We start from the raw sequence: 12,128 nt of genomic DNA on the forward strand, positions 1-12,128 counted from the left end.
GTAGAAGATGACAAATAAAGCAGTAAATGACTTTATACTAGCTATGGATTACGATAAAAAGAAACTCTTGACCCATCAGGGAGAGAGTATTGAAAATCGTTTCATCAAAGAGGGGAATCAGCTACCCGATGAGTTTGTTGTTATCGAAAGAAAGAAGCGGAGCCTGTCGACAAACACAAGTGATATTTCCGTGACGGCTACCAACGATAGTCGCCTCTATCCTGGAGCACTTCTCGTAGTGGATGAGACCTTGTTAGAGAATAATCCCACTCTTCTTGCGGTCGATCGTGCTCCGATGACTTATAGTATTGATTTGCCTGGTTTGGCAAGTAGTGATAGCTTTCTCCAAGTAGAAGACCCCAGCAATTCAAGTGTTCGCGGAGCGGTAAACGATTTGTTGGCCAAGTGGCATCAAGACTATGGTCAGGTCAATAATGTCCCAGCTAGAATGCAGTATGAAAAAATCACGGCTCACAGCATGGAACAACTCAAGGTCAAGTTTGGTTCTGACTTTGAAAAGACAGGGAATTCTCTTGATATTGATTTTAACTCTGTCCATTCGGGCGAAAAGCAGATTCAGATTGTCAATTTTAAGCAGATTTATTATACAGTCAGCGTAGATGCTGTTAAAAATCCAGGAGATGTGTTTCAAGATACTGTAACGGTAGAGGATTTGAGGCAGAGAGGAATTTCTGCAGAGCGTCCTTTGGTCTATATTTCGAGTGTAGCTTATGGGCGTCAGGTCTATCTCAAGTTGGAAACCACGAGTAAGAGTGATGAAGTAGAGGCTGCTTTTGAAGCTTTGATAAAAGGAGTCAAGGTGGCTCCTCAGACAGAGTGGAAACAGATTTTAGACAATACAGAAGTGAAGGCAGTTATTTTAGGGGGCGACCCGAGTTCGGGTGCCCGAGTTGTAACAGGCAAGGTGGATATGGTAGAGGACTTGATTCAAGAAGGCAGTCGCTTTACAGCAGATCATCCAGGGTTACCGATTTCCTATACAACTTCATTTTTACGGGACAATGTAGTTGCGACCTTTCAAAACAGTACAGACTATGTTGAGACTAAGGTGACAGCTTACAGAAACGGAGATTTACTCTTGGATCATAGTGGTGCCTATGTTGCCCAATATTATATTACTTGGGATGAATTATCCTATGATTATCAAGGTAAAGAAGTTTTGACTCCTAAGGCTTGGAACAGAAATGGGCAGGATTTGACGGCTCATTTTACCACTAGTATTCCTTTAAAAGGGAATGTTCGCAATCTCTCTATCAAAATTAGGGAGTGTACCGGACTTGCCTGGGAATGGTGGCGTACGGTTTATGAAAAAACCGATTTGCCCCTAGTACGTAAGCGGACGATTTCTATTTGGGGAACGACTCTTTATCCTCAGGTAGAAGATAAGGTAGAGAATGACTAGGAGAGAAGAACGTTTGCGACAAAAAGAGGCAATGCTCTCTCTGCGAATATCTGAAAGTTTATCTCTTGCCTAGCGATTTCCATTGGAGTATGCTCGTGATGTTAAAATGAGTCTATCAAATAGTGGCTGTAAGAAAAAGTAAAAAGGGTAGTGAAACTCCTTGCTATACAGGGAATTAGCTACCTTTTGCTTGTTTTAGAAGCTCTTCTATTGATTTCTTAGAATACAATAGCGCCTATAAGAACTGTTGAATTTCAAAGTATTTACTTGAACTATGATATGTCTGGAGTAGACTGTCAATAAAAGGTGCAGTATGATTGTTTTTGTCGATTATATCTACAAACTCTAAACAGTAGTTTGAGCGGACTTTGTCAAACTTGGTAGAAACTTTCTATTTTCAGATAATGGTCTAGTTTGTTTTTTGAATGTTGATAAGGATAGAAAGGCAAGACCATCTTGGCAACAAAAGTGTCATCCTAGCTTGATTTACTGAATAAAATCTATTTCCTCTAGTGAAAATCGAAAAAACTTGTGTTATAATAAGAAAGATTAAAATGTGAAAAAAGGAGATTCCTAATGGGACGTAAATGGGCCAATATCGTAGCCAAGAAAACGGCTAAAGATGGAGCTAACTCTAAAGTATATGCAAAATTTGGTGTAGAAATCTATGTAGCAGCTAAAAAAGGTGATCCAGATCCAGAATCAAACTCAGCTTTGAAATTCGTTATCGACCGTGCTAAACAAGCCCAAGTGCCAAAACACGTTATTGATAAAGCGATTGATAAAGCAAAAGGAAACACAGACGAAACCTTTACAGAAGGACGTTACGAAGGTTTTGGACCAAATGGTTCTATGTTGATCGTGGATACTTTGACTTCAAATGTCAACCGTACAGCGGCTAATGTCCGTGCAGCTTTTGGTAAAAACGGAGGAAACATGGGCGCTTCAGGTTCGGTTTCATACCTCTTTGACAACAAGGGAGTTATCGTATTTGCAGGTGAAGATGCCGATGCAGTCTTTGAGCAATTGCTTGAAGCAGATGTGGATGTGGATGATGTAGAAGCAGAAGAAGGTACAATCACAGTTTACACAGCTCCAACTGACCTTCACAAGGCTATCGTTGCCCTTCGTGAGTCAGGTATCGAAGAATTCCAAGTGACTGAATTGGAAATGATTCCTCAGTCAGAAGTGGAATTGTCAGGCGATGACCTTGAAACCTTTGAAAAACTTTACAGCGTTCTTGAAGACGACGAAGACGTACAAAAAATCTACACAAACGTAGACGGGTTCTAAATTAACCTAGCAAACATGATCCTAAGTGAAAAAATCACTTGGGATTTTTTAAATCAAAAAAATAGTTCTCTAGGAAACTTTTTCTTGACATCTTTTCTGAAAATGATAAAATAGTTCTCATGGAAACTTAATTGTTCTCCAGAGAACTATTTTTATTTAGAAGGAGGAGATTATGGACAAACCGATGTTAGTCTTTAAGCGTTTTGGTCATCAGATTCACCTCATGGTGCAAAAGGAAGCCAAACGTTGTGGTATTGAATTTATGGGTGGGCCTCAAGGTCAGGTTGTACGTTTTTTGGATAATCGTGAGAAAAACCAAGACTTGGTCTTGATTAAAGATATCGAGCAGGAACTCAATATTACCAAGTCTGTTGCTAGTAATTTGGTCAAGCGTATGGTGCAAAATGGTTTGGTGGAATTGGAGGAGAATCCCAGCGATAAGCGGGCTAAATTTGTTCGTCTGACGAACAAAGCACGTTCTCAGATGCAAGAGGTTAAGGCTTTTTTTGAACGCATAGACAAGCAGTTGATGGAAGACATTGATGAAGATGAATTACTGATTTTTGAGAAAGTTCTCGGTCAACTACAGGCAAATATCAAGGGAATAGGAGGAGAGAATGAAGAAATTAGCCAAACGAATTAGTAGAAAAGAATGGGGGATGATTTTACTAGCCATTCTCTTTACTTGCTTTTCGGTCTATCTGGAGTTGGAAGTGCCGACCTATATCTCGAAAATTACGGATTTGCTAGGTAGTCAAGGAACTAATTTAGATGAGTTGTGGCAGCCGGCGAGTATGATGGTGGGAATGTCCTTTCTTGCCTTCTTGTCCGTAGTTGCAGTTGGATTTTTTGCATCCCGAGTGGCGGCTTCTTATACTAGTAGGCTGAGAAGTGATATTTTAACCGAGTTTTGGATTACTCGCAGACAGAGATTAAGAAATTCTCTATTCCCAGTCTTTTAACTCGTACCACCAATGATATTACTCAGGTTCAGATGTTGATTACTATGGGCTTGCAAGTGGTTACGCGTGGTCCAATTATGGCTATTTGGGCTATCGGGAAGATTTTAGGTCATTCAGAATACTGGCTCTGGGCCGTACTTGTGGCAGTGATTGTCAACGTTTTAATGACAACAGTCTTGATGACGCTAGCCTTTCCGAAACAGTCCTTGATTCAAAGTCTGACTGATAAACTGAACAGTATCACTCGTGAGAGTTTAACAGGTATTCGTGTCGTTCGTGCCTATAATGCAGAGGATTACCAAAATGAAAAATTTGCAGCAGCAAATGATGAATTGACACGCTTGAATTTGTTTGTCAACCGTCTTATGGCCATTTTAAATCCCATCATGATGGGGATTTCAAGTGGTTTGAGTGTGGCGATTTACTGGATTGGGGCCTATGTAATCAACGATGCTGCTGCGACAGCGCGTCTGCCTCTCTTTAGTGACATGGTTGTTTTCATGTCTTATGCCATGCAGGTTGTCATGGGCTTCCTTCTCATGGGGGCGCTCTTCATCGTTCTTCCCCGAACCATGGTCTCTGCTAAGCGGATTAATCAGGTTCTAGATTTGCATTCTTCTATCCAAAATCCTGCTCAAGTGCAGCTGGCTAATGAAAACCTTAAAGGTCAGGTTGAGTTTAAGGATGTGACCTTCCGCTATGCAGCAAATTCGGAGGCGGTTATTGAGAATGTTAGCTTTAAAGCAGAAGCGGGTCAAACAGTGGCCTTTATTGGTTCAACAGGTTCTGGTAAATCAACTCTGGTCAATCTGATTCCACGTTTCTACGACGTATCAGCAGGAGAGATTTTTGTAGACGGTGTCAATGTTCAAGACTATGCCTTAGAAGATTTGCGCAACAAGGTTGGCTATATTCCACAAAAAGCTGTTCTCTTTTCAGGTGATGTCAAGGCTAATCTAGACTTTGGACAGAGTCAAGAAACACCACTTAGTGAGCAGGCTATGTGGCAGGCCTTGGAATTGGCCCAGTCTAAGAACTTTATCGAAGACAAGGAAGCGGGTTTAGAGTCAGAAGTGGCCCAAGGAGGAATCAACTTCTCAGGTGGTCAAAGACAGCGTCTGGCCATTGCGCGTGCCTTGGCTCGGAAGCCAGAAATCCTCATCTTTGATGACTCCTTCTCAGCCTTGGATTACAAGACAGACCGTGTCCTACGCCAAGAGTTAGCAGAGAAAACCAAGTCTATGACCAAGCTTATCGTCGCACAGCGTATTTCAACGATTATGGATGCTGATTTGATTTTGGTCTTGGATAAAGGAAAAGTCGTGGGACAAGGCACCCACAAGGAACTTCTAGCTAATAACGAAGTTTACCAAGAAATTGCCTATTCACAACTATCGAAGGAGGAATTGGAACATGGAAAATAAGAAAATGTCTCTCTGGAAACAGAGTAAACCCTATCTTGCAGGCCTCCAGTTTGCCCTTCTGATAGCCTTTCTAGCAACAATCGTATCCAATATCGTTACTGTTTATGGGCCGACTCGCATCAAGGAAATGACCAATATCATTGCAAGTGGTCTAGAAACAAGTGTGGATGTCGTGGCGGTTGCAGCTATTGGTGGTTTTTTGGCCGTGATTTATGTGATCGGACTTCTATCAAATTATTTGCAGGCCTTTCTGTTTACTACAGTCATTCAACGTTTTTCAGAGCGTTTGAGAAGAGCCATTGCAGAGAAAATCAATAGCCTACCATTGGGATATTTTGATGGACATTCTCAAGGAGATACCTTGTCTCGTGTAACCAATGACGTTGACACTGCAGCCCAGTCTCTCAATCAAAGTCTGGGAACAGTTCTTTCATCTAGTTTACTGGTCTTAGCAGTCTTGGTAACCATGTTTGGGATGAACTGGATTTTAGCCTTGGTGACGGTTGTTTCAACCCTTGTTGGATTTGCTTTCGTGTCTGTCTTTATGGGCAAATCACAGGGTTTCTTTAAGAGTCAGCAACAGGATTTGGCAGCTGTCAATGGCTATGTGGAGGAAATGTACTCTGGCCATAATGTGGTGACCAGTTACAATGCCATCGAAAGTACGAAAGAAGAGTTTGCGAAATTAAACAATCGTCTGTATGGTAGTATCTGGAAATCTCAATTTATTTCAGGGATTATGATGCCGATTATGATGTTTATTGGGAACTTTAGCTATGCCTTGGTGATTATCGTTGGTGCAGCCTTGGCTTTAAATGGACACATCAGTATCGGGATTATCGTTGCCTTTATGGCCTACGTTCGTATCTTTTCTCAGCCTCTTTCACAAATCGCCCAAGGGATTACTAGTTTGCAGCAGGCTAGTGCAGCCATGGGACGTGTCTTCGAATTCCTAGCTGAAGAGGAAATGGAAGACGAATCCCATAAAGAAAGACAATTGAGCGATATGAAAGGTCAAGTAGTCTTTGATCGAGTCTCCTTTGGTTATACACCAGAGCGAACCATTATTCATGACTTTTCTGCGACCGCTCATGCAGGTCAAAAGGTTGCCATTGTCGGACCGACTGGAGCTGGGAAGACAACTATTGTCAATCTTTTGATGAAGTTCTATGAGATTGATAAGGGAAGTATCCGCATCGATGGTGTGGATACCAAAGAGATGAAGCGTTCGGAAGTACACGATGCCTTTTCAATGGTCTTGCAGGATACTTGGCTCTTTGAAGGGACCATTCGCGACAATCTCATCTATAACCAAACAAGTATTAGTGATGAGCGTGTGATTGAAGCCAGCAAGGCTGTGGGGGTTCACCACTTTATCATGACCCTACCAGATGGTTACGATACAGTCTTGGATGATACAGTGACCTTGTCTGTCGGGCAAAAACAACTCTTGACCATTGCTCGTGCTTTGCTGAAAGATGCACCACTCCTAATCCTAGATGAGGCGACTTCTTCTGTCGATACTCGGACGGAGGAATTGATTCAGAAAGCTATGGACCGTTTGATGGAAGGCAGAACTTCCTTTGTCATCGCCCACCGCTTGTCTACTATCCGAAATGCTGATCTTATTCTGGTTATGAAAGATGGAAATATCATCGAGCAAGGAAATCATGATGAGCTGATGGCGCAAGCTGGTTTCTACGCTGACCTCTACAACAGTCAATTTACAGAAGACGAAGTAGAAGAATAAACCCAAAGAAGGCTTGACGGCCTTCTTTTTCTGCACTATACTAGAAGACGAGTGCTTCCCTATAAGCAATACTCTTCGAAAATCTCTTCAAACCGCGTCAGCTTCGCCTTGTAGTAGGTATATGAGTCTTATTTACAACCTCAAAGCAGTGCTTTGAGCAGTCTGTGGCTAGCTTCCTAGTTTGCTCTTTGATTTTTATTGAGTATAAAATTTGAGTAAGTGATGAGAAAATATATGAAAAATTATCAAGAATGGTATGGCCACATGGCTGCTAACATTAAAAATAAGCCTATCTTTCTGAGACTGTTAAGAGCTTTCAATAGGTTCATGACCATAGTTATGCCTATAGTTTATCTAACCTTGTTAGCAACTACCTATCTCCAACAAGGACTTGGGAAACAGGTCGGAATCTATTTGTTTATTCCAGCGTCAGGTTTTGTGATTTTGTCCTTTCTTCGTAAGAAAATCAATGCTCCTAGGCCTTATGAGGAATGGGATATTAAACCTCTGCTTGACAGAGATAGTCCTGGTCAGTCTATGCCCAGTCGTCATGTCTTTTCGGCAACCATTATCTCCATGGCTTGCCTTCATGCTAGTTTATCTCTAGGGATTATCTTATTGGTCTTATCAGCTCTCCTCGGTCTAGTGAGAGTCTTAGGTGGCGTGCATTTTCCCAAGGATGTAGTAGTTGGCTATGCTTGTGGTCTGGTGTGGGGATTCCTTTTCTTCTTATTATGACATGTAAGTTAAGCTAGTCCTACAACCACTTACTGCTTCAAATTGACCACTTGCTTTTTTGCCCTTGTATTCCTAACTTAGCTTTGATATAGTAGAGTCAGAAAGGAGATGTGATGAAGTTACGAATTGAGATTGACGGCAATTTAGAGGAGACTGAAATTGTCATCAAGGCAGCGGCTTTGACAGATGAGATTGCGGATTTACAGCGGCTCTTGCAAGAATCCAAGTCTCCTAGGTTGATTTTTTATAAGGGGACGGGTGAATATTATCTGGACTTGTCGGAAATTCTCTTCTTTGAGACAGAAGGTAGCAAGATTTATGCCCATACTCAGAAAGATGCCTACGAGGTTCGGCTTAAACTCTATGAGTTAGAGGCTATCCTGCCCCGTTATTTCAGTCGAGTATCCAAGTCAACTATCGCTAATATCCGTCAGGTTTACTCGGTGGACAAGTCCTTTTCAGGAACGGGCACTATTTCCTTTTATCAGACCCACAAGGAGGTTCATGTCTCACGGCATTACCAATCCCTCCTAAAAGAAAATCTAAGAAACATGAGGTAATAAGATGAAAAAGAAAGCATTTGGTATTGTGTTACTTGTACTAGCAGCTTTAATATTAGTACAAGGAAATTTTGGAATCCCTTCTCTAGGAGGGCACATTTGGCCCTTGATTGGTATTACTTTTTTTGCCTACCAATCAGTTGGAGCTTTGTTGCGTCGCCACTTAACTTCAGCCTCTTTTACAGTTCTAGTAGCCTTAATGATTGCTAATCATTTTTATGACATCTTACCTATTCCAAATCAGTCATTGTTCTGGGCTAGTATTTTGATTGTAATGGGTGTCAGCGTACTCACTCATTCTAACAGAACTTGGAATGGGAAAAAATGGTGGTATGATGGTGAAAAAAACATTCTTGTAGATAAGGAAGTTGCTTTTGGGACTGGGACTTTCTACAAGCAAAACCAAGAATTGGTAGAAGACCAAGTAGAAGTTGGTTTTGGCAATGCCAAGATATATTATGACAATGCAGAGATTTTAGGAGATACCGCAACCCTGAAGGTGGAAGTTGGTTTTGGCAATGCAGTTATCTATGTTCCCCAACATTGGAGAGTTGATTTGAAGGTGGAAACTTTCTGTGGTGTAGCCAAGGCAGATGCCCCTCTAGCCCCAACCAGCAAAACCTTGATTATCCGTGGGGATGTGGCTTTTGGAAAGTTGGAGGTTGTCTACGTTAAATAAAAAAATCTTCACTTAAACCATCCAAAATAGACGTACTAAGAGTAGGAAATTGATGCCTTGCTCTGATTTCAGTTCTATGGTTGTTAGACTTTAAAAAATGAAATGTTGCCTTTAAAAGTTGTATATTTTTCGATGTTTTGACTCTTACGTTTGATGTATCTATGTCCTACAGCGTGGATGATGTAGTATCAAATGCTTTTAAAAAATGAATGATATTGGACAGTTTTTTTGGCCTCTAATTGCTCAGGAGCCATGAAAGCAAGCACTTGGGTTTATGACAAGGGAGAATGGTATTATGTAAGTTCTTCTGGTGCCATGCTAGCGAATGATTGGGTCAAAGATAATGGCAAGTGGTATTATCTGGCTTCATCAGGTAAGATGCTTCGCAATACCTACACACCTGATGGTTATTACGTTGGCAAATCAGGTGCCTGGCAATAAGAATAATACTCTTCGAAAATCTCTTCAAACCACGTCAGCTTCATCCACAACCTCAAAAAGCTGTTTTGAGCTGACTTCGTCAGTTCTATCTACAACCTCAAAGCAGTGCTTTGAGCAACCTGCGGCTAGCTTCCCAGTTTGCTCTTTGATTTTCATTGAGTATAAGAAGTCCTTTTCCTTTAAGGAAGAGGCTTTTTACTTGCTTTTCTGCTGCTTCCTCATTTGTCCTAAAGCCTTTTTTGTGTTAAAATGAATGGTATGAAAGCTAAAAAAATGTGGATGGCAGGTCTGGCCCTGCTTGGTATTGGGAGCCTTGCCCTTGCTACGAAAAAAGTTGCAGATGACCATAAGCTCAGGAAGACTCAGGAAGAGTTGACAGCGATTGTGCGAGACCATTTTTCAGACATGGGAGAAATTGCGACCCTCTATGTTCAAGTTTACGAAAGCGGTCTAGAGAGCTTGGTTGGTGGCGTGATTTTTGAGGATGGGCGTCATTATACCTTTGTCTATGAAAATGAAGACCTAGTCTATGAGGAGGAAGTCTTATGATACAACCAGCAAGTTTAGAAGAATTAGCATCCTTAGTAGAAAAAGATGGCAAGAAGGTCTTCCTTTTTGTGGCGGACTGGTGTGGCGATTGTCGTTATATCTATCCTGCCTTGCCAGAAATTGAGGAGACCAATCCAGAGTTCACCTTTATTCGTGTGGACCGAGACCAGTATATGGATTTGGCTAAACTCTGGGATGTTTATGGAATTCCTAGCCTTGTTGTTCTAGAAAAGGACAAGGAAATCGGTCGTTTTGTCAATCGCGACCGTAAAAGTAAGCAACAAATTAACGACTTTTTAGCAGGACTGAAATAGGAGAAAAAGAAAACAATGATTTTTACATACAACAAAGAACATGTCGGTGATGTCCTTATGGTCATCGTGAAAAATAGCGGAGATGCCAAACTGGATGTAGAACGCAAAGGCAAGGTAGCCCGTGTTTTTCTCAAAGATAATGGGGAAACAGTGGCTTGGAATATTTTTGAAGTTTCAAGTTTATTTGAAATTGCAGAGTTCGGTCAAGTCTTTTTATCAGATGAACAGGTCGCTCGTTTGAACCAAGAATTGCAGGCGGAAGGTTTTAAAGAAGAAATTGTCAATGACAAGGAACCTAAGTTTGTTGTTGGTGAAATTGTCGAGATGGTAGTCCATCCTGATAGTGACCACCTCAACATCTGCCAAGTTGCAGTCGCAAGTGATAAGATCGTGCAAATCGTTGCAGGGGCTCCCAATGCGCGTGTGGGGTTGAAAACCATTGTCGCTCTTCCTGGAGCTATGATGCCCAAAGGCAATCTTATTTTCCCAGGCGAACTTCGTGGTGAAAAGAGTTTTGGAATGATGTGCAGTCCTCGTGAATTGAATCTGCCAAATGCTCCACAAAAACGTGGTATTATTGAATTATCAGAAGACCAAGTTGTCGGAACACCATTCGACCCAGCTAAACACTGGACTGCCTAAGAAGTTGTTAATATCTGATAGACCAGATAGAAGGAAATAAGATGGCAAAAAATGTAGTGATTACAGGAGCGACATCAGGTATTGGTGAAGCAATTGCGCGTGCTTATCTGGAGCAGGGTGAGAATGTCGTTCTAACTGGACGACGGACAGACAGATTAGAAACTCTTAAGTCGGAGTTTGCAGCAATCTATCCAAATCAAAATGTCTGGACCTTTCCACTAGACGTGACGAATATGGCCATGGTCAAGACTGTCTGCTCCGATATTCTAGAAACGATAGGTCAGATTGATATATTGGTCAATAACGCTGGACTAGCTCTTGGCTTGGCACCCTATCAGGACTATGAAGAGTTGGATATGTTGACCATGCTGGATACCAATGTCAAAGGTTTAATGGCAGTCACTCGCTCTTTCTTGCCAGCAATGGTAAAAGCCAATCAAGGACATATCATCAATATGGGGTCAACCGCAGGAATTTATGCCTATGCTGGTGCCGCTGTTTACTCAGCTACCAAGGCTGCGGTTAAGACCTTTTCGGATGGACTGCGAATTGATACCATCGCAACGGATATCAAGGTGACGACCATTCAGCCTGGAATTGTTGAAACAGATTTTTCTACAGTGCGTTTTCACGGTGATAAAGAACGAGCTGCGACGGTTTATCAGGGAATCGAAGCCTTGCAGGCACCAGACATCGCAGACACAGTAGTCTATGTGACCAGTCAACCTCGTCGTGTTCAGATTACAGATATGACCATTATGGCCAATCAACAGGCGACAGGTTTCATGGTTCATAAAAAATAAAAAATTTTCTCGAAAAGTTACAAATTTCTGTAACTTTTTTGATTTCCTACGAATAGATAAGTAGGAGGAAGAAAATATGTATAATAAAGTTATCATGATTGGGCGTTTAACGTCTACACCGGAATTGCACAAAACCAACAATGACAAGTCAGTAGCGCGAACAACTATCGCTGTAAATCGTCGTTACAAAGACCAAAACGGGGAACGCGAAGCTGATTTTGTCAATATGGTCCTTTGGGGCAGACTAGCAGAAACTTTGGCAAGCTACGCAACCAAAGGAAGTCTCATTTCAGTGGATGGGGAATTACGTACTCGTCGTTTTGAGAAAAATGGTCAGATGAATTATGTGACTGAAGTACTTGTTACAGGATTCCAACTCTTGGAAAGTCGTGCCCAACGTGCTATGCGAGAAAATAACGCAGGGCAGGATTTGGCAGATTTGGTTTTGGAAGAGGAAGAATTGCCATTTTAATACTCTTCGAAAATCTCTTCAAACCACGTTAGCTTTATCCACAACCTCAAAGCAATGCTTTGAGCAGCCTGCGGCTAG

At 41.6% G+C, this 12,128-nt stretch carries 13 protein-coding genes and 2 pseudogenes; 14 read left to right on the forward strand and 1 reads right to left on the reverse strand.

Annotated elements, in window-relative coordinates; genetic code table 11:
* Nucleotides 1-7: 7 nt before the first annotated feature.
* From ply to HT699_RS05330, 9 genes and pseudogenes are all read left to right on the forward strand, one after another.
* Nucleotides 8-1,423, forward strand: a complete 1,416-nt coding sequence (gene ply, locus HT699_RS05290; protein WP_172934157.1) for a cholesterol-dependent cytolysin pneumolysin — start codon at nt 8-10, stop codon at nt 1,421-1,423.
* Nucleotides 1,424-1,999: 576 nt separating this feature from the next.
* Nucleotides 2,000-2,716, forward strand: a complete 717-nt coding sequence (locus tag HT699_RS05295) for a YebC/PmpR family DNA-binding transcriptional regulator (RefSeq protein WP_000532877.1) — start codon at nt 2,000-2,002, stop codon at nt 2,714-2,716.
* 172 nt (nt 2,717-2,888) lie between these two features.
* Nucleotides 2,889-3,359: a MarR family winged helix-turn-helix transcriptional regulator gene (locus HT699_RS05300; RefSeq protein WP_000360544.1), complete on the forward strand. Its 471-nt coding sequence runs from the start codon at nt 2,889-2,891 to the stop codon at nt 3,357-3,359.
* A pseudogene (locus HT699_RS05305) lies at nt 3,334-5,102 on the forward strand (ABC transporter ATP-binding protein). The gene HT699_RS05300 and the pseudogene HT699_RS05305 overlap by 26 nt, the downstream one beginning before the upstream one ends.
* The gene (locus tag HT699_RS05310; protein WP_172934158.1) at nt 5,092-6,852 is read left to right on the forward strand and encodes an ABC transporter ATP-binding protein; all 1,761 of its coding nucleotides are present in this window, start codon (nt 5,092-5,094) and stop codon (nt 6,850-6,852) included. The pseudogene HT699_RS05305 and the gene HT699_RS05310 overlap by 11 nt, the downstream one beginning before the upstream one ends.
* Before the next feature lie 234 nt (nt 6,853-7,086).
* Nucleotides 7,087-7,590 carry a phosphatase PAP2 family protein gene (locus tag HT699_RS05315; protein WP_172934159.1) on the forward strand — a complete coding sequence of 168 codons (504 nt, stop codon included), beginning with the start codon at nt 7,087-7,089 and terminating at the stop codon, nt 7,588-7,590.
* 113 nt (nt 7,591-7,703) lie between these two features.
* Complete coding sequence (locus tag HT699_RS05320; RefSeq protein ID WP_172934160.1) at nt 7,704-8,150, forward strand: LytTR family DNA-binding domain-containing protein; 447 nt, start codon at nt 7,704-7,706, stop codon at nt 8,148-8,150.
* 4 nt (nt 8,151-8,154) lie between these two features.
* On the forward strand, nt 8,155-8,829 hold the full coding sequence (locus HT699_RS05325; RefSeq protein WP_000725723.1) for a hypothetical protein: 675 nt from the start codon (nt 8,155-8,157) through the stop codon (nt 8,827-8,829).
* A 225-nt stretch (nt 8,830-9,054) separates the two neighbouring features.
* Nucleotides 9,055-9,270, forward strand: a pseudogene (locus HT699_RS05330) (N-acetylmuramoyl-L-alanine amidase family protein); the annotation flags it as partial.
* 24 nt (nt 9,271-9,294) lie between these two features.
* Here HT699_RS05330 and HT699_RS12025 read toward each other — a convergent pair.
* Complete coding sequence (locus HT699_RS12025) at nt 9,295-9,426, reverse strand: hypothetical protein (RefSeq protein WP_007285169.1); 132 nt, start codon at nt 9,424-9,426, stop codon at nt 9,295-9,297.
* A 93-nt stretch (nt 9,427-9,519) separates the two neighbouring features.
* Between HT699_RS12025 and HT699_RS05335 the strand changes: the two genes are divergently transcribed.
* From HT699_RS05335 to HT699_RS05355, 5 genes are all read left to right on the forward strand, one after another.
* Entirely contained in the window at nt 9,520-9,819 is a 300-nt protein-coding gene (locus tag HT699_RS05335; RefSeq protein ID WP_007284809.1) for a DUF4651 domain-containing protein, read from the forward strand.
* Nucleotides 9,816-10,133, forward strand: a complete 318-nt coding sequence (locus tag HT699_RS05340; protein ID WP_000615777.1) for a thioredoxin family protein — start codon at nt 9,816-9,818, stop codon at nt 10,131-10,133. Before HT699_RS05335 ends, HT699_RS05340 begins: the two co-directional genes overlap by 4 nt.
* 15 nt (nt 10,134-10,148) lie before the next feature.
* Nucleotides 10,149-10,775 carry a YtpR family tRNA-binding protein gene (gene ytpR / locus HT699_RS05345; RefSeq protein ID WP_050285085.1) on the forward strand — a complete coding sequence of 209 codons (627 nt, stop codon included), beginning with the start codon at nt 10,149-10,151 and terminating at the stop codon, nt 10,773-10,775.
* A 41-nt stretch (nt 10,776-10,816) separates the two neighbouring features.
* On the forward strand, nt 10,817-11,578 hold the full coding sequence (locus HT699_RS05350) for an SDR family NAD(P)-dependent oxidoreductase (protein WP_172934161.1): 762 nt from the start codon (nt 10,817-10,819) through the stop codon (nt 11,576-11,578).
* Nucleotides 11,579-11,654: 76 nt separating this feature from the next.
* Nucleotides 11,655-12,050, forward strand: a complete 396-nt coding sequence (locus tag HT699_RS05355) for a single-stranded DNA-binding protein (RefSeq protein ID WP_050285086.1) — start codon at nt 11,655-11,657, stop codon at nt 12,048-12,050.
* Nucleotides 12,051-12,128: the final 78 nt, after the last annotated feature.

Source organism: Streptococcus sp. 1055, assembly GCF_013276815.1.
Lineage (GTDB): Bacteria > Bacillota > Bacilli > Lactobacillales > Streptococcaceae > Streptococcus > Streptococcus pseudopneumoniae.